The sequence below is a fragment of the Arthrobacter senegalensis genome (assembly GCF_059091765.1).
On record NZ_JBNHGZ010000002.1, the window covers coordinates 498,307 to 514,653 of the forward strand.

The following is a 16,347-nucleotide window of genomic DNA, read 5'->3' on the forward strand; positions in this document are numbered from 1 at the left end:
GTGATCCTAGCTGCTGGCGCCGGGTACGCCGCTTCGGCCGTCATCCCCGGGAAGGTCTCCGCCGGCCGGATTCGGGTCCACGATCACGGCTCCGTGGCTTCCTTCCTGCTGCTGGCCGTTGGCGGCCGCTTCCCGCTCCCGGCGGGAGACCACCGGCGGGATGTTGTGTACCGGCCGGGTTTCCTTGGACAGCCACACGTCCCGCAGCTCGCGGCGGCGCAGGTCGTGGAAGATCTCGGCGATCTCGCGCTGGTTCAGCGTCTCGCGTTCCAACAGGGCCAGGGCCAGCCGGTCGAGCACGTCGCGGTTCTCGGTCAGGATCGCGTAGGCCTCGTCGTGGGCGTCGTCGATGAGCCGGCGCACTTCCTCGTCCACCACGAAGGCGACGTGGTCGGAGTAGTTGCGTTCGTGCGACATGTCGCGGCCCAGGAACGGTTCGCCGCCGCCCTGGCCCAGCTTCACGGCACCCACGCGTTCGCTCATGCCGTACTGGGTGACCATCTGGCGGGCGGTGCTGGTGGCCTTCTCGATGTCGTTGGACGCGCCGGTGGACGGATCGTGGAAGACGATCTCTTCGGCCACCCGGCCGCCCATGGCGTAGGCGAGCTGGTCCAGCAGTTCGTTGCGGGTCACGGAGTACTTGTCGTCCTCCGGCACCACCATGGTGTAGCCCAGGGCGCGGCCGCGGGGCAGGATGGTGACCTTGGTGACCGGCGCGGAGTAGCGCAGCGCGGCCGCGACCAGGGCGTGTCCGCCTTCGTGGTAGGCGGTGATCTTGCGCTCGTGTTCCTTCATGACGCGGGAGCGCTTTTGCGGCCCGGCCATCACGCGGTCGATGGCTTCGTCCAGCGCCCGGTCGTCGATCAGCTGGGCGTTGGACCGGGCGGTCAGCAGGGCGGCTTCGTTGAGCACGTTGGCCAGGTCGGCGCCGGTGAATCCGGGCGCACGCTTGGCCAGGGAACGCAGGTCCACGCCCGGGGCCATGGGCTTGCCGGCGGCGTGCACCTGCAGGATCTGGTGGCGGCCTTCCAGGTCGGGGGCCTCGACGGCGATCTGCCGGTCGAACCGGCCCGGGCGCAGCAACGCCGGGTCCAGCACGTCGGGACGGTTGGTGGCGGCGATCAGGATGACGTTGGTCTTGACGTCGAAGCCGTCCATCTCGACCAGCAACTGGTTCAGCGTCTGTTCGCGCTCGTCGTTGCCGCCGCCCACGCCGGCGCCGCGGTGCCGGCCGACCGCGTCGATTTCGTCCACGAAGATGATGGCCGGCGAATTGGTCTTGGCCTGTTCGAACAGGTCGCGGACGCGGGAGGCGCCGACGCCGACGAACATTTCGACGAAGTCGGAGCCGGAGATCGAGAAGAAGGGGACGCCGGCTTCGCCGGCCACGGCGCGGGCCAACAGGGTCTTGCCGGTACCGGGCGGGCCGTAGAGCAGCACGCCCTTGGGGATCTTCGCCCCGACGGCCTGGAATTTGGCCGGTTCGGAGAGGAACTCCTTGATTTCGTGCAGTTCCTCCACGGCCTCGTCCACGCCCGCGACGTCGGCGAAGGTCACCTGCGGCATGTCCTTGGTGATCATCTTCGCCTTGGACTTGCCGAACTGCATGACCTTGGAACCGCCGCCCTGCATGCGCGAGAGCAGGAACCAGAAGATCAGGCCGATGATCAGGATGGGCAGGATCAGGCTGATGAAGCTCATGAACCAGTTGTTTTCCACCGGCTGGTCGGTGAAGGTGTCCACGTCGGAGGCGTTGATCGCGTCCACGATGTCCGGACCGCGGTCGCGACTGTAGAAGAAGGTGATCGACTTGCCCTTGTTGGCGTCGTCGATGACCAGGTCTTCGCGCAACGTCAGGTCGACGCTCTGGGCGCCGTCGTTCATCCGGGCCTGTTCCGCCTTGTTGTCCTGCAGCAGTTCAAGTCCCACACTGGTGTCGACCCGTGAAGACTGCGGACCGGCCAAATTGGGCACGGCGATCAGGAGGATGACCAGGACCAGGACAATCCAGATGATCGGTCCCTTGAAAAGGTTCTTCAATTTCATGCGACTTGGGGGCTTGCGCCCGTCCCTCCTGCTTGTCCGCGCGTGATGGCAGCCCTTCGGCTACTACAGCTATACACTGTCCGTCTTCCTTCACGCTCAAGGGAGGGCATTAGTTCCCTCTGGGCGTAGCCTAGCCTGCGGCGGACGGTGCGGCGGTTATTCGTAGATGTGCGGTGCCAGGGTGCCGATGAAGTCCAGGTTGCGATAGCGCTCGGCGTAGTCCAGCCCGTAGCCCACCACGAATTCGTTCGGGATCTCGTAGCCGACGTACTTGACGTCGATTTCCACCTTGGCGGCGTCGGGCTTGCGCAGCAGGGTGCAGATTTCCACGCTGGCCGGGCCGCGCGAAATCAGGTTGGTCTTCAGCCAGGACAGGGTGAGGCCGGAGTCGATGATGTCCTCCACGATGAGCACGTGCTTGCCCATCAAGTCCGTCTCGAGGTCCTTCAGGATCCGCACGACGCCGGAGGACTGGGTGCCGGAGCCGTAGGAGGATACGGCCATCCAGTCCATCTTGACGTGGCTGTGCAGTGCCCGGGCCAGGTCCGCCATGACCATCACCGCGCCCTTGAGGACGCCGACGATCAACAGGTCGCGCCCTTCATAGTCCCTGTCGATTTCGGCAGCCAGCTCGGCGACGCGCTGCTGGATCTGCTCCTTGGTGTAGAGGACGTGCTTGAGGTCTGCCTGGACGTCGTTGGAATCCACCACATGCTCCCGGGTCTAGCGGTCTGTCTGGCCGGGGCTGCGGCCAGTTGTTCTCAACACAAGATTGCCATAGCCGGTGCCATCTTGGTGAACCGCGTTGGCAGCAGTCCGGCGGTAGACACTGACGAATCCGGCCAGCTGCACCGGGCCGGCCGAGCCTTGGCGGCGCAGCAGCGATTCGGCCGCCAGCAGCCGTTCGTAGCTGGGGTTTTCGCCGCCCAGTTCGGCGGCGGCCAGGGCGAGCACGCGGTGCTTCATGGCGGCCGGGAGTTGTTCCATGCCTTCCCGTGGCAGCTCCAGCCCGTCCGGTGTGACCACCCGCAGCCGGCGGTATTCCTCGGCCGCCTGTGCCTGCAGGTAGTCAGCGTCGGCGGCCAGAATCTGTGCCGACCGCCACAGCGCCTGGGCGACGCCGGGACCCATCTCGTCCTCCAGGAACGGCATCACCCGCATCCGAATGCGGGAGCGCATGTACTGCGGATCACTGTTGGCGGGGTCGTGCCAGGGCTGCAGCCCGGCAACCGCGCACACCTCCTCGGTGTCTTGCCGGCGCAGCGACAGGAACGGGCGCAGATACGGGCCCCGCTTCACGGGCATGCCGGCCAACGACCGCGTGCCCGAGCCGCGGCCCAGGCCCAGCAGTACCTGCTCGGCCTGGTCGTCCAGGGTGTGCCCCAGCAGCACCGCCGCGGCCCCGAGTTCCGCCGCGGCGGCATCCAGCGCCGCGTAGCGTGCCGTCCTGGCGGCCGCCTCCGGTCCCATGCCGGCCGATTCCACGGCCACCCGGCGGACCTGGACCGGGGCCAGCCCCAGCGTTTCGAGCTGCAGCCGGGCACCCTCGGCCACCGCCGCGCTGCCCTGTTGCAGGCCATGGTCGACGACGACGGCCCCCACCCGATAGGGACGGACACCGTTGCGGGCCGGACGGTTGAAGAATTCCGCCGCGACGGCCAGGGCCAGCGAATCCGCTCCCCCGCTGCAGGCCACCAGCAACAGCTGCGGTTCGGCGCCCCCGGCGGTCGCTGCCGGCGGACCGAACTGTTCCAGCGCCTGGCGCAGCTGGTGCCGGGCGTCTGCCACCCGCGGATGCAACCGGGGCTTGCGCCGGTCCGCTGCAACACCGCTCATGCGCGGCTGAGGTCCATCCGGCTGACCCACAGGTCGGGGTGGTGGATCTCCTCTTCCGTGGGCAGGTTTTCGGGACGCTCCCACACCTGGTTAAAACCCTCCATGCCGATCTGCCGGGTCACCGCACGGACAAACTTGGCGCCGTCGGAGTACTGCCGGGCCTTGGCATCGAGGCCCATGAGTTTGCGGATCCAGTTTTCCAGCGCGCCGCGGCTCTTGCCGCGCGCGTTGAAACGTTGGCGGATGGTCTTGACCGTTGGGACCAGCGAGGAATCGACCGCGTCCATCACCACGTTGGCGTGGCCCTCCAGCAGGCTCATCACAGCGGTCAGGTGGGAGAAGACGGCCTTCTCTTCCGGCCCCTGAATCAGATCGAGCAGGGAACCCTTCAACGACGAACCCGGCCCTCCGCCGTCGTCCTTTCCGCTGTCCCTGGCCGCGGCGACGGCCGCCTTGACCGTCTGCTGCAGCCGCTCGCCGAGGGTGTCCGCCTTTTCCACCAGCGAGGACGACAGCCCGCCGATCTGCTCCATCATGTGGTCGCGCAGCCAGGGGGCCGCGGCGAACTGCACCCGGTGGGTCTGCTCGTGCAGGCACACCCAGAGGCGGAAGTCGGCGGGCACCACATTCAGTTCCCGCTCCACGGTCACGATGTTCGGCGCCACCAGCATCAGCCGCCCGGCGGCCGGGCCCCCGGGCAACAGGGAGCAGAAGGGGTCGTACTGGCCCAGCACCTTGCTGGAGAGGAAGGAGAGGATGGCGCCCATCTGGGTGCCGGTGAGCACGCTGCCCACGGCCGTGGTGGCGTTCTTGAGCTGATCCGGGCGCTTTTCGGCGAGTGCGGCGATGGCCGGGGCCAGCATGACCTCGAAACTGCGGGCGTTTGCCCTGGACCAGGCGGCGCGGTCCACGATCAGCACATCGGAGTCGCGCAGGTCGCGGGCGGCCTCCAACCCGGTGATGCGGTGCACGTGGTCCACCGACTCTTCCGCCAGCCGGCGCATCTCGGCCACGGCGGCGCGCATTTCCGCGGCCTTCATCCGGGGGCCGGCGGGGGTCAGCGTGGCTGCCGTGGACGCGGCCAGTTCCCAGTTGACCAACCGCGGGGCGGGGCCTGGGGTGGCGCCGGATTCACTGGGGGTCGGTGCGCTACTGTCCATGCGTCCCATCAGATCACATCAGCGGCGAACCGGTCACTACCGGCGGGCATCGATTGAAGCGGCTCCCCGGCCGGGGATCAGCAGCCGGGTCCGGCGGAAGGGTGGGCCGGCGGCCGGGGTTCCGGGCCGGGGCTCAGCAGCCGGGTCCGGCGGAAGGGAGGCCGTCGGCCGCGGGTTCCGGCGGCCGGGGCTCAGCGGCAGCCGCAGCCGGCCAGCACGGTCGCCGCCCGGTCGGCGGCCACGCGCGCGGCGTCGGTCGAGCCTTTCAGTCCGTTGGCCACGAAGGCGAAAACCAGCAGGCGTCCGTCGGCGCTGGCCACATAGCCGCTGAGCGACGTCACGGTGTTCAAGGTGCCGGTCTTGGCCCGGACCAGCCCGGCGCCGGCGGGGTTGTTTTCCAGGTAGCGCCCGGACAGGGTGCCGGTCAAGCCAGCGACCGGCAGGGAACCGATCCCGGCCCGCAGGTCCGCGTCCTCGGAGGAGGCCATCAGCCTGACCGCCGCGGCCAGCTGGGCAGGACTGACCCGGTTGTCCATGGACAGCCCGCTGGCATCGGCGAGCACCATGCCCTCCACGGGAATGCCCGCAAGGCCCGCCGCCTCGCGGATGGCTTCGGTGCCGCCCGCGAAGGAGCCGGGCTTGCCCGCCGCCACGGCCGTGTTGCGCGCGAGGACCTCCGCCACGTAGTTGTCCGAATGCTGCATCATGTAGGCCACCTGGTCGGCCACCGGCGCGGAATCCGCCTCGGCCAACACGTCCGCGTCAGCCGGTGCCGCTTCCCGTGCCACCGCGGCCTTCACCGTGAGTCCCTGCCCGGCCACGGCTTCGGCCAGCGCGTCGCGGAACGCCGCCCCGGCCAGCGCGGCGGCGTCGGCCACCAGGTCGCCGCCGCCGTCGGCCTGTTCCCGCCCGGCGTACAGGGCGAGCGGGTATACGGCGGAAATTTCGCCGTTCTTCACGTCGCCCGGGTCCCAGGCGGCGCTGATGACGGCCCCGGAGTAGAGGGAATCGTCCACCGCCACCGAGAGTTCACCGGTGTACCCGTCGGCGGCCAGCTGACCGGCCGCTTCGGCTGCCAGCGTTGCCAGCCCGGCTTCGCCCCAGACCGCGCCGGGCTTGGATTCCCCGGCCCCCAGCAAGGCATCCCCGCCGCCGACCAGGTAGACCACGCCCGGCGTGCCGCCGCGCTTGACCGAGGTAGTGAACCGGTGGCCGGCACCGATGGTGTCCAGGGCGGCGACGGCGGTCAGCAGCTTCAGGTTGGATGCCGGCACCAGCGGCTCGCCGGCTGCCTCGTCGTACAGCACGTCGCCGCTGGCCGCGTCGGTGACGATCCCCGTGAACCCGCCGGCGCCGTCGAACGCCAAGGCCCGGTCCAGGGCCGCATCCAGCACGGCCGGATCCGGCACCGGCGCCTCGCCGGCCGGCTTGAGCGGCTGCGGCTCCGCCAGCTCGGTGGGCGGCAATTGCGCCGCAGGGGTGCTGATAACCGGCTCCGGCTCCGGCCAATCGATGGCCTGGCCGAGGTTCAGGGCGGCGGGCACGGCCAGCACGGCGAAGACGACTGCCAGCAGCCCGGAGGTGAGCACGCGGAAGCCACGCCCCATGCTGCCCCTCCTGAGGATCTTGAAGTGTTGGGAACGCCCCGCGCCAACCCCGATGCCGGTACGGAAGGGCAAGACCTATATCGTTAAGCGTAGTCCGGCGCCGGGCCACGGCCGTGCATCGGCGGCGCCGAAGCCAATTTTCCGAACGTCTCCAAGGAGCGAAGCCATGCAGCATGACGTCACCATCGAGATCCCCAAGGGTTCGCGCGTCAAGTACGAAATCGACCATGAGACCCACCGCCTCCGCCTGGACCGGGTGCTGTTCACGTCCATGCAGTACCCCACCCACTACGGCTTCTTCGAGGACACGCTGGGCGAAGACGGCGATCCGCTGGACGCGATGGTCATGCTGCAGGACTACGACCTGCTGCCCGGTGTCGTCGTCGAATCCCGCCCCATCGCCGTCTTCAACATGACCGACGACGGCGGCGGCGACGCCAAGGTGCTGTGCGTTCCGGCCGACAAGCGCTTCGACCACATCCAGGAGCTGTCCGACGTGCCGGAGTTCCTCGTCAAGGAAATCGAGCACTTCTTCACCCGCTACAAGGACCTGGAGCCTGGCAAGTGGGTCAAGGCCGAGGGCTGGGCCGACCGCGCCGCCGCCGAGGCCGAACTGGAAGCCTCCATCCGGCGCTTCGCCGCCCAGGGCTAAGGCCAACCGGCGACGAACGGCCGGGCAGCCACGCCCGGCCTGAACCGAGCCTTGCCGCCCGAAACCGGCGGGAACAGCGACGGCGGTCCGGACCTTTCAGGTCCGGGCCGCTTTTGCCTTCCCCGGGGCGACCGGCGGCAGGACACACCCGCCAACCGGAATCGGTTGTTCCTGCCCGGACGGGCGCAATACTGGTGCCATGTACGTGCTCACCATCAACCAGCGCGATTCCCGCGAGGCGGGCGACCAGGTGCCCGCCCTGATCAGGTCGCTGCGCCACCTGCCCGCGGCGATCCCCTTTCAGCGGTCTGTCGGCGACGAAGCGATCGGCGCGGTCGAGAAGCCGTCCACGGCCATCGACGCGGCCCTGATCGCGCTGCGCGGCCGGCGCTGGCATGTGGGAATCGGCGTGGGCGAACTGCGGCCGCCGCTTCCGGAGGACATCAAGGACGCCGAAGGGCACGGCCTGGTCTACGCACGGCGCGCGGTGAACCGGGCCCGGAAAACCGGCGAGCGCGTTCCGCTGGCCGTGTCCGGGCCCGATGCTGAGGTCGCCGCGGAAGCAGAAGCCGTGCTGCGGCTCATCGGCCAAATCGTCGCCACTCGCACCGACGCGGAGTGGAAGGTGCTCGACCTGATGACGCCGGGAGCGCGCGGCCAGCAAAAGTACGTTGCAGAAGAACTGGGCATCACCAGCCAGGCCGTGAGCAAGGCGGTGGTCCGCTCGCACTGGGTGGAGGAGTGGGACTGCCGTCCGGCCGCCGCCCGGCTGCTGGACCTTGTCCACGGGCCCGCCTCCCCGGCCGCCGTCGCCCCGCCGCGCTGACGGCCCCGGAAGCTACGGCAATACCGGCGGGCGGCGTCTAGACTCCGAGGGAGACGGCGCCCGCCTCCGCCCGCGGGTCAACGACAAAAGGAGTGTTCAATATGGTTCCGGAGATCAACATTTGGGCGGTCATCGTGGCCACCCTTTCGACCCTGATCGTCGGATCTGTCTGGTACACGCCGAAGGTCTTCGGCAACTACTGGATGAGGGTCGCCAACGTCAGCCCCGGCGACGGCAAAAGCGCCGTACGCCCGATCATCATCACGGTGATCGTCAGCCTGATCAGCGCGTGGGTGCTGGCGGGTTCGGCGGCCATCGCGCAGGATTTCTACGGCGGCAACTTCCTGTGGAACACGGTGCTGACCGCCATCATCCTCTGGGCCGGCTTCACCGCCGCCCGCTTCGCCACGCACGATGCCTTCGAGGGCCGACCGGTCGGACTGACCGTCCTGAACATCGTGCACGAACTCGTGACGTTCCTGGTCATGGCACTGGTCATCGGCCTCTTCGGGATCAGCGGAGCCTGAGAACCGCAGCCCCCACTATCGAGGCAGCCGGCGGCAACAGGTGTGCCCGGGATTCACCCGGGCACCTCCTCCGGGTGGATCAGACGGGCACGCCTCAGTCCAGCAGGCTGCGCAGCACGACTGCTGCCCCGTCTTCCTCGACGGTTCCCGTGACCTCGTGGGCGACGGCCAGGACCTCCTCGGGCGCCTGTCCCATCGCGACGCCCCGGGCGGCCCAGTCCAGCATTTCGATGTCGTTGCGGCCATCGCCCATGGCGACGGTATGCGACGGCTCGACGTCCAGCTTCCGGCGCAGGGATTCCAGCGCGCTGGCCTTGGTCACGCCGTTGGCCGCGATGTCCAGCCACGCGGTCCAGCCCACCGAGTACGTCACGCCCTTGAGCCCCGCCGTGTCGATGGCTTCCTTGAACTCCTCGGGAGTGTTTTCGGCGCTGGAGACCACCACGCGCACGGCCGTGGACTCCAGCAGCGCCTCGAAGTCGACGCCCTTGGCCTCGATGCCGAAGCTGGCGTCCTGAAAGCGCTCCGTGGCCAGGAAATTGCCCTCTTCGTCCTCGAGCGCAAACTTGGCGGTGGGCAGCTTGGACCGCATCACCCGCAGGGCCGGTCCGGGGTTGAACGTCACCCGGTCGATCACCTCGTAGCCGTCCTCCAGCGACGTGTCGATCCGAAGGGTGACACCGCCGTTGGAGCAGACGGCGTACCCCTTGGTGACGCCGATCAGTTGGATGATCGGCAGCGTTGCATTCAGGGACCGTCCGGTGGAGACGACCACCTCGTGGCCGGCGTCGACGACGGCGCGCGCTGCTTCGCGCACGGCATCGCTCATGTGGCCGTCGTGGTTGACCAGGGTGCCGTCCACATCCAGCGCCACGAGTTTGCGGGACCCGTTCTCCACGAAGTTGTGGCGCCGGGCTTCGTTTTTATCGTTTGTCATATCTTTCGTAGCAATCCGCTGGTCGTCGATGCCAGCGTTAGCCTTGTCAGCTGTAGTTGTCATGTCCCTAGTCAAACATGGGCGGCAGACACGCGGGTAGGAAATTTTCTACGGGCGAATGAAGCGCCGGTGAATGCGGCCCCGCCGCGACGGCACCGCAGTGCCGCCGGCGGGGCGGAACGGCGAGCTAGGAGAGCACCGGAAGGACGTCCATGCCGCCCAGGTAGGGCCGCAGCGCGGCAGGCACATTCACGGAGCCGTCGGCGTTTTGGTGGTGCTCCAGGATGGCGACGATCCAGCGCGTGGTGGCAAGGGTCCCGTTCAGGGTGGCCACCGCCCTCGTGCCCTTCTTTTCGCCGTCCGCCGAAGCCTGGCGCTCACGGATGTTCAACCGGCGGGCCTGGAAGGTCGTGCAGTTGGAGGTGGACGTCAGCTCCCGGTAGGCCTCCTGGGTGGGCACCCAGGCCTCGCAGTCGAACTTGCGGGCCGCGCTCATGCCGAGGTCTCCCGCAGCGGTGTCGATCACCCGGTAGGGCAGTTCCACCTTGGCCAGCATTTCTTCTTCCCAGGCGAGCAGGCGGGCGTGCTCGTCGGCGGCCTCCTCGACCTGGCAGTAGATGAACATTTCCAGTTTGTTGAACTGGTGCACGCGGATGATGCCCCGGGTGTCCTTGCCGGCGGCCCCGGCCTCACGGCGGTAGCAGGAGCTCCAGCCGGCGTAGCGCGTCGGCCCGGCGGACAGGTCCAGGATCTCGTCCGCGTGGTAGCCCGCGAGCGCCACCTCCGAGGTGCCCGTGAGGTACAGGTTGTCCCGTTCCAGCCGGTAGATCTCGTCGTCGTGCTCCACATCGAAGCCGGTCCCCTGCATGGTTTCGGGGCGGACCAGGGTGGGGGTGATCATGGGGATGAAGCCGTTGGACACGGCCTGGTCCAGCGCCATGTTCATCAGGGCAATCTCCAGCCGGGCGCCCACGCCCTTGAGGAAGTAGAAGCGGGAGCCCGAAACCTTGGCCCCGCGTTCCATGTCGATGGCACCGATCAGCTCGCCGATGGCCAGGTGGTCCTTCGGCTCGAACCCGTCCCGGGCGAAGTCCCGGGGCTCGCCGACCGTCTTGAGCACCGTGAAGTCGTCCTCGCCGCCGGCGGGAACGCCGTCTTCGATCCGGTTGGGGATGCTGCGCAGCAGCGATTCCTGCTGGTTCCGGGCGGCATCCGACGCGGCCTGGGCTTCCTTGACCGATGCTGCCAACTCCTTGACCTGGGCCAGGAGCTCTGCCTTCTCCCCGCCCGTGGCCTGGGCCACCTTCTTGCCGAAGAGATTCTGTTCGGCGCGCAGTCCCTCGTAACGGTTGATCGCTTCCCGGCGGGCCGTATCGGCGGCGATCACGGCATCGACCACCGACTCGTCGGCGCCCCGGGCGCGTTGGGAGGCACGGAAAATCTCTGGATTGGCGCGGAGTTCGTTTACATCGATCACCTGCTAAGGGTACCGAAAAAGGCTTTCCGGCCTCGCTCCGCGCCCGCCGCAGCCGGTAGCGGGCCTCAATGGGCCAAAGCGGCGGGGCTGGATAGTCTATGACCAACATGACTGCCGAATGGATGCCCGCCCTCATCATCCTGCTAGCGGTGGCCGCCTTGGCGGTGGGATGGCCGGGCCTTCGCGGCATGCTGGGGCGCCGCCGGACAGCGGTGCCGGCCGCCCTTGCGCCTTCCCCGGGCCTGCCCGACCAGCGCGTGGTCTTCATCCTGAACCCGGCCAAGAACTCGGCCGACGAGGCCCGCCGCGAGGTGGAGGCAGCCTGCGCGGCGGCCGGTTGGAGCCCGCCCTTGGTGTTGGAAACCACGCCCGAGGACCCGGGCCACGGACAGGCCAGGCGGGCCATCGCCGAGCGTGCGGACGTGGTGATCGCCGGCGGCGGAGACGGCACGATCCGGGTGGTGGCCTCGGAATTGTCCGGCACCCAGGTGCCGATGGGGGTGCTGCCGCTGGGCACCGGCAACCTGCTGGCCCGCAATCTGGGTCTGGATCCGGCGGCCCTGCGGACCAACATCCATGTGGCGCTGCACGGGATCATCCGCAAGATCGACACCGCCGACATCATCTTGGAGAACGAGGCGACCGGCGAACGGTCGCAGGACAGCTTCCTGGTGATCGCCGGCATCGGCGTGGATGCGGATGTCTTGGCCGACACCCGCGACGACCTGAAGCGCCGGTTCGGCTGGATGGCCTATTCCGAAGCCGGCGTCCGCCACCTTGCCGGCCAGCGGGAGCGTGTCATGGTCAGCATCGACGATGGGCCCGCCCGTCCCCGCCGCGTCCGCAGCGTCCTGCTGGCCAACTGCGGGAAGTTGCCGGCGGGGATCGATTTCATCCCCACCGCGGAAATCGACGACGGCGAACTGGACATCGTGGTGCTCAGTCCGCGCAGCGCGATCGGCTGGTTGTGGATTGCCGCCAAGACGCTGGTGCGGCACAGCGCGCCGATTCCCGTGATCGAGTACCACCGCGGGCGGAAGGTCCGCATCACGGCGCACGAGCCGATGGGAAGCCAGCTCGACGGCGATCCCTCCGGGCCGGTCACGTCACTGACCGTCCAGGTCAGGCCGCGGTCGCTGGCGGTGCGCACCGAGTCGCTCCCCTCCGCCGGCAGCCACCAGGTGGCCGACTAGGGCCTGCCGCGCCCGGGCGGCCACCTGGGCCGGCGGGCTTGGGCCTGCAGCGGCCGGGCGGCCACCTGGGCCGGCGGCCGCCCGGAACGGAGATGTTTACGTGTCGTCGCCCCCGGTGTTGAGCGGATCGTCGCTGGCATCGGCCCGGTCGGTGTTGTGCAGTTCCTCGCCCGGAACGTCGATGGGTTGTTCGTCTGCTTCGAGCGCCGGGACATCCGCATCCGGCTGCTGCAGGTCTTCGTCCCGGGGAACCGGGAATTCGCCGGCCGCCTGCTGGTCGATCAACTGCTGCTCCTCGGCGAAGCGCAGGTCGTTGCCCTGGTCCCCCAGGTCGCCCGCGCGATTTTCACTCGGAGTCTGGTTGAGCGCCTCCACCGGCGTCGGCTCCCCGTCCTGGTACTGGTCCCTGTCGTTCTGCTGCGTCATGGTGCTCCGATCCTTGGTTCGCAGGTGCGGTTTTCCTCAGCATACTGACCATAACCGCGGGTCGACAGTCCGGCAGGGCCGGTCAGCGGGCCGACAGCAGGTCCTGCACCCAGCGGTCGGCCTCCCGGAATGCCTCGTCCTGGTTGCGGCGCGGAACAGTCAGTCCGCGGCGGTCGGCGCGCGGGTAGGAGCCCAAGAACCGGATGCCGGGGCTGATCCGGTGCAACCCGCGGACGGCGTCGGCCACCCGCTCCTCGGCGAGGTGGCCTTCGGCATCGAGGCTGAAGAAATAATCTCCCAAAAACTGGCCGGTGGGGCGGGACTCGATCCGGCTCAGGTTCACGCCCCGGCTGGAAAATTGTTCCAGGATTGCCCCCAGCGCCCCCGGACGGTCCTGCGGCAGCGGGACCACCAGGGTGGTCTTGTCGGCGCCGGTCGGAGCGGGCAGGACACCGGGGCGGCTCACCAGAATGAACCGGGTGACGGCGTCCGGAATATCGCCGATATCCTCGGCGAGCACGCGCAGCCCGCGCTGCCGGGCCACCAGCGGCGAGCAGATCGCCGCCTCGTAGCCGGCCCCGGGCTCCAGCAGTCCCACCGCGGACGCCGCCGTCGAGGACGCCGGCAGATATTCCGCTTGGGGAATGTTCGCAGCGGCCCAGGCACGGCATTGCGCCCAGGCATGCGGATGGGTGGACACCACCGCGACGTCGTCGGGCTCGGTTCCGGGCCGGACCGCCAGCACGAAGCGGATGGGCACGAGTTCCTCGCCGATGATGCGCAGCGGCTCGCCTCCCGCGATGGCATCCAGCGTGGCGCTGACGCCGCCCTCGACCGAGTTCTCGATCGGGACCATGGCCGCGCCGGCTTCGCCCGCGCGAACGGCGTCCACGGCGGCGTCGACACTCGCGGCCGGAATCCGGCGCGCGGCAGCCGCCCCGGGAACCTGGAGGAGGGCGGCCTCGGTGAAGGTTCCCTCCGGCCCCAGGAAGGTGTAGACGCCTGCCATTACTGGACCCGGGGCTCCTGCCCGTTCTCCGAGACGATCGGTTTGCCGGCATCCAGCCAGGCACCCATCCCGCCGTCGACGTTCACCGCCGAGTACCCGTTCCCGTTCAGCCATTCGGTGGCCCGGAAGGACCGACCGCCGCTGCGGCACACCACATGCAGGTCCACATCGGGGTCCAGTTCCTCCAGGCGCAGCGGCAGCTCGTTGAGCGGGATGTGCACGGCGCCCGCAATGTGTCCGGCTTCCCATTCATAGTCTTCGCGCACGTCCAGAATGGTGGCGTCGCCGCCGATGCTGTTGACATCCACATTCTCGATATCGCTCATGGCAACCTCCGTAATCCGCGGCGGGCCGTGCCGCCGCTGGTGAATTCCTGCTCCGGGCGTACCCGCGATTTGCCCCCTTTCCAAGCCTATAGTGGGATCGTCCGCCGCACCGTAATGAGACAGGGGCACCCATGGCCGCAGACCAGCCGACCATCCTTGCTACGTCCGGCGGAATCACGGCCGGCGTTCGCAGCCGGATCGCGTTCCACCACCTGGTGCACCACGCCGTCGAACTGGCGGGGCCCACGGGGCGTGCACCGCGGCTGGTCCACGTGGGCACCGCCGGCGGCGACCAGCGCTGGCTGCAGGCCGAGCTGGACGAGGCGGCCAGGGTTGCCGGTTACGGCCTGAGCCATCTGAACTTGTTCACCATGCCCAATGTGGCGGACATCGAGGAACACCTGCTGGGCCAGGATGTGGTGTGGGTGGGCGGCGGTTCGGTGGCGAACCTGCTGGCGGTGTGGCGGGTCCACGGCCTGGACGCCATTTTCAGGCGGGTCTGGCAGGCCGGCGTGGTGCTGGCAGGGGTCTCCGCCGGTTCCATTTGCTGGTTCCGTGGCGGCACCACCGACTCCTTCGGCCCCGAGCTGCGGCCGGTCACGAACGGGCTGGCGTTGCTGCCCTACGACAACGGCGTCCACTACGACTCGGAACCGCAGCGCCGGCCGTTGGTGCACCGGCTCGTGGCGGACGGCATCCTGGGCGAAACGCATTGCACCGATGACGGCGTCGGACTGGTCTACCACGGCACCCAACTGGCCGAGGCGGTCAGCGAGACCGACGGGAAACTCGCCTACCGCGTGACAGCCCAGGCCGGGGACGGGCCCGACGCCATCGCGGTGGAGGAACCGATCGACACCAGGTTCCTCGGCTGACCCGGCGCGCGGATTAGCCCGCACCGCCGGGCGGGGCTACGCTTACGGGCGATGACTGCTTTGCATGACTTGACGGCCGTCGCCCAGCGCGACGCCGTGGCCCGCGGCGAACTGTCCGCCCTCGAACTGACGGAGCATTACCTCCAGCGCATCGATGCCCTGAATCCCAGGCTCGGCGCCTTCGTCACCGTCACCGCCGACCAGGCGCTCAAGCAGGCACGCGCCGCGGACGACCATCAGGCACGCGGCGGGACCCTGGGCCGGCTGCACGGCCTGCCGGTGGCCTACAAGGACCTCACGGACGTGGCCGGCGTCCCGACCACCCACGGCAGCGCGGCCCTGGAGCATCGGCCCGCCCTGGCCAACCACCCCTTGGTGGACGTCCTCGAATCCGCCGGCAGCATCAGCCTCGGCAAGACCCAGGTCCCCGAATTCGGCCTGACCTCCTACAGCGAGAACCGTGTGGCGCCGCCGGCCCGCAACCCGCTGGACCCGGCGCTGAGCCCGGGCGGTTCCTCCGGCGGTAGCGCGGCCGCCGTGGCCGCCGGCCTGCTGCCCTTCGCCCCGGGTTCGGACGGCGGCGGCTCGGTCCGGATTCCGGCGGCCGCCACCGGGCTGGTGGGGTTGAAACCGGGGCGCGGCCGGCTCCCGGCCGGCAGCATCGGAGACGACCCGGGCCGGCTGGTGGTCGCCGGGCCCCTGGCCCGCACGGCGGCCGATGCCGGGCTGTTGATGGACGCCATGGCGGACGAGCAGCTGGCCCGCGCGGCCTTCCCGGGGGAACCCGGATTCCTGGCCGCCGCGCTTCGCGCCGAAGGGCGCTTTCGGATCGGCATCAGCACCGACTCTCCGTTCGAGTCCACCTACCCGCTGTCGCTGGAGCCGGAGGCGCGCGAGGCGTTGGATACCGCGGTGGAGCTGCTACTGGGGATGGGCCACGCGCTCGACGAAGCGGAGATCCGCTACGACAACCGCTACCCGGAGGCGTTTGCCACGGTCTGGACCTCCGGCCTGGCCCGGCTGGAGCTGCCCGGCGGCCACGAACCGCAGCTCATGCCGCTCACCCGTTCCTTCCGCCGCCGCGCCCTGAAGCGCGGGCCGGAGGCGCTGCCGGACGCCTTGGCCACGCTGGCGCGTTTCCAGGACGACACCCGGGCACAGTTCGGCCGCTACGACCTGGTTCTGACGCCCGCGCTGGCCCAGACCCCCCGGCCGGTGGGCTGGTACACCTCCAACAGCGCAGACGTGGACTACATGCGCCAGTGCCAGTATTCGCCGTACACCTCGTTGGTCAACGTGTGCGGGCTGCCCGCGATCGCCGTTCCCGTCAGCACCACCGAGGAGGGCCTGTCCATGGGCGTCCAGCTGATCGGCAAGCCCGGCTCGGAGGCCATGCTGCTGGCCGCCGCCGCGCAGCTGGAGGGCGTGCGATGAATCCTGCAACCCCGGC

16 protein-coding genes are annotated in these 16,347 nt (G+C 69.2%); 6 read left to right on the top strand and 10 right to left on the bottom strand.

From position 1 onward, the window contains the following. Nucleotides 1-6: 6 nt before the first annotated feature. The 5 genes from ftsH to dacB form a co-directional block, all read right to left on the bottom strand. Entirely contained in the window at nt 7-2,046 is a 2,040-nt protein-coding gene (ftsH, locus tag AC5RVG_RS07740) for an ATP-dependent zinc metalloprotease FtsH (protein WP_494001928.1), read from the bottom strand. 156 nt (nt 2,047-2,202) lie between these two features. Continuing rightward, nucleotides 2,203-2,754: a hypoxanthine phosphoribosyltransferase gene (gene hpt / locus AC5RVG_RS07745; protein WP_494001927.1), complete on the bottom strand. Its 552-nt coding sequence runs from the start codon at nt 2,752-2,754 to the stop codon at nt 2,203-2,205. 15 nt (nt 2,755-2,769) lie between these two features. Beyond that, complete coding sequence (tilS, locus tag AC5RVG_RS07750; RefSeq protein WP_494013377.1) at nt 2,770-3,882, bottom strand: tRNA lysidine(34) synthetase TilS; 1,113 nt, start codon at nt 3,880-3,882, stop codon at nt 2,770-2,772. Next, nucleotides 3,879-5,042: a zinc-dependent metalloprotease gene (locus tag AC5RVG_RS07755; RefSeq protein ID WP_494013378.1), complete on the bottom strand. Its 1,164-nt coding sequence runs from the start codon at nt 5,040-5,042 to the stop codon at nt 3,879-3,881. Before AC5RVG_RS07755 ends, tilS begins: the two co-directional genes overlap by 4 nt. Before the next feature lie 191 nt (nt 5,043-5,233). Next, complete coding sequence (dacB, locus tag AC5RVG_RS07760; protein WP_494013379.1) at nt 5,234-6,649, bottom strand: D-alanyl-D-alanine carboxypeptidase/D-alanyl-D-alanine endopeptidase; 1,416 nt, start codon at nt 6,647-6,649, stop codon at nt 5,234-5,236. Between the two features lie 166 nt (nt 6,650-6,815). Between dacB and AC5RVG_RS07765 the strand changes: the two genes are divergently transcribed. From AC5RVG_RS07765 to AC5RVG_RS07775, 3 genes are all read left to right on the top strand, one after another. Beyond that, entirely contained in the window at nt 6,816-7,301 is a 486-nt protein-coding gene (locus tag AC5RVG_RS07765) for an inorganic diphosphatase (protein ID WP_494001923.1), read from the top strand. Between the two features lie 199 nt (nt 7,302-7,500). Next, entirely contained in the window at nt 7,501-8,127 is a 627-nt protein-coding gene (locus tag AC5RVG_RS07770) for a hypothetical protein (RefSeq protein ID WP_494013380.1), read from the top strand. A gap of 101 nt (nt 8,128-8,228) precedes the next feature. Continuing rightward, nucleotides 8,229-8,654 (top strand): DUF1761 domain-containing protein, encoded by a 426-nt coding sequence (locus tag AC5RVG_RS07775; RefSeq protein ID WP_494001921.1) that lies wholly within the window; start codon nt 8,229-8,231, stop codon nt 8,652-8,654. A gap of 94 nt (nt 8,655-8,748) precedes the next feature. Here the strand turns inward: AC5RVG_RS07775 and AC5RVG_RS07780 are convergent, their stop codons facing one another. Next, entirely contained in the window at nt 8,749-9,591 is an 843-nt protein-coding gene (locus AC5RVG_RS07780; RefSeq protein ID WP_494013381.1) for an HAD family hydrolase, read from the bottom strand. Between the two features lie 187 nt (nt 9,592-9,778). After that, nucleotides 9,779-11,068 carry a serine--tRNA ligase gene (gene serS / locus AC5RVG_RS07785; RefSeq protein WP_494001919.1) on the bottom strand — a complete coding sequence of 430 codons (1,290 nt, stop codon included), beginning with the start codon at nt 11,066-11,068 and terminating at the stop codon, nt 9,779-9,781. Between the two features lie 98 nt (nt 11,069-11,166). Here serS and AC5RVG_RS07790 point away from each other — a divergent pair, with 98 nt between their 5' ends. Next, the gene (locus AC5RVG_RS07790) at nt 11,167-12,261 is read left to right on the top strand and encodes a diacylglycerol/lipid kinase family protein (RefSeq protein WP_494013382.1); all 1,095 of its coding nucleotides are present in this window, start codon (nt 11,167-11,169) and stop codon (nt 12,259-12,261) included. Between the two features lie 96 nt (nt 12,262-12,357). On the opposite strand, the gene AC5RVG_RS07795 is transcribed toward AC5RVG_RS07790, so the two are convergent. From AC5RVG_RS07795 to AC5RVG_RS07805, 3 genes are all read right to left on the bottom strand, one after another. Then, nucleotides 12,358-12,687: a hypothetical protein gene (locus tag AC5RVG_RS07795; protein WP_494013383.1), complete on the bottom strand. Its 330-nt coding sequence runs from the start codon at nt 12,685-12,687 to the stop codon at nt 12,358-12,360. 82 nt (nt 12,688-12,769) lie between these two features. Further along, a complete protein-coding gene (gene pheA / locus AC5RVG_RS07800; protein ID WP_494013384.1) occupies nt 12,770-13,696 on the bottom strand; it encodes a prephenate dehydratase in 927 nt (308 codons plus the stop codon). Next, nucleotides 13,696-14,022, bottom strand: a complete 327-nt coding sequence (locus tag AC5RVG_RS07805) for a rhodanese-like domain-containing protein (protein ID WP_494001915.1) — start codon at nt 14,020-14,022, stop codon at nt 13,696-13,698. Before AC5RVG_RS07805 ends, pheA begins: the two co-directional genes overlap by 1 nt. Nucleotides 14,023-14,153: 131 nt before the next feature. Between AC5RVG_RS07805 and AC5RVG_RS07810 the strand changes: the two genes are divergently transcribed. Together AC5RVG_RS07810 and AC5RVG_RS07815 are read left to right on the top strand one after the other, a co-directional pair. Continuing rightward, nucleotides 14,154-14,897, top strand: a complete 744-nt coding sequence (locus AC5RVG_RS07810; protein WP_494013385.1) for a Type 1 glutamine amidotransferase-like domain-containing protein — start codon at nt 14,154-14,156, stop codon at nt 14,895-14,897. Nucleotides 14,898-14,948: 51 nt separating this feature from the next. Then, nucleotides 14,949-16,331, top strand: coding sequence for an amidase (locus AC5RVG_RS07815; RefSeq protein WP_494013386.1), 1,383 nt, complete (start codon nt 14,949-14,951; stop codon nt 16,329-16,331). Nucleotides 16,332-16,347: the final 16 nt, after the last annotated feature.

Excerpts from the sequence above, each read along its gene's own strand:
- ftsH (WP_494001928.1), bottom strand. The coding sequence starts at position 2,046 with ATGAAATTGAAGAACCTTTTCAAGGGACCGATCATCTGGATTGTCCTG.
- tilS (WP_494013377.1), bottom strand. The coding sequence starts at position 3,882 with ATGAGCGGTGTTGCAGCGGACCGGCGCAAGCCCCGGTTGCATCCGCGG.
- AC5RVG_RS07755 (WP_494013378.1), bottom strand. The coding sequence starts at position 5,042 with ATGGACAGTAGCGCACCGACCCCCAGTGAATCCGGCGCCACCCCAGGC.
- dacB (WP_494013379.1), bottom strand. The coding sequence starts at position 6,649 with ATGGGGCGTGGCTTCCGCGTGCTCACCTCCGGGCTGCTGGCAGTCGTC.
- AC5RVG_RS07765 (WP_494001923.1), top strand. The coding sequence starts at position 6,816 with ATGCAGCATGACGTCACCATCGAGATCCCCAAGGGTTCGCGCGTCAAG.
- AC5RVG_RS07770 (WP_494013380.1), top strand. The coding sequence starts at position 7,501 with ATGTACGTGCTCACCATCAACCAGCGCGATTCCCGCGAGGCGGGCGAC.
- AC5RVG_RS07775 (WP_494001921.1), top strand. The coding sequence starts at position 8,229 with ATGGTTCCGGAGATCAACATTTGGGCGGTCATCGTGGCCACCCTTTCG.
- AC5RVG_RS07780 (WP_494013381.1), bottom strand. The coding sequence starts at position 9,591 with ATGACAAACGATAAAAACGAAGCCCGGCGCCACAACTTCGTGGAGAAC.
- AC5RVG_RS07790 (WP_494013382.1), top strand. The coding sequence starts at position 11,167 with ATGACCAACATGACTGCCGAATGGATGCCCGCCCTCATCATCCTGCTA.
- AC5RVG_RS07795 (WP_494013383.1), bottom strand. The coding sequence starts at position 12,687 with ATGACGCAGCAGAACGACAGGGACCAGTACCAGGACGGGGAGCCGACG.
- pheA (WP_494013384.1), bottom strand. The coding sequence starts at position 13,696 with ATGGCAGGCGTCTACACCTTCCTGGGGCCGGAGGGAACCTTCACCGAG.
- AC5RVG_RS07805 (WP_494001915.1), bottom strand. The coding sequence starts at position 14,022 with ATGAGCGATATCGAGAATGTGGATGTCAACAGCATCGGCGGCGACGCC.
- AC5RVG_RS07810 (WP_494013385.1), top strand. The coding sequence starts at position 14,154 with ATGGCCGCAGACCAGCCGACCATCCTTGCTACGTCCGGCGGAATCACG.
- AC5RVG_RS07815 (WP_494013386.1), top strand. The coding sequence starts at position 14,949 with ATGACTGCTTTGCATGACTTGACGGCCGTCGCCCAGCGCGACGCCGTG.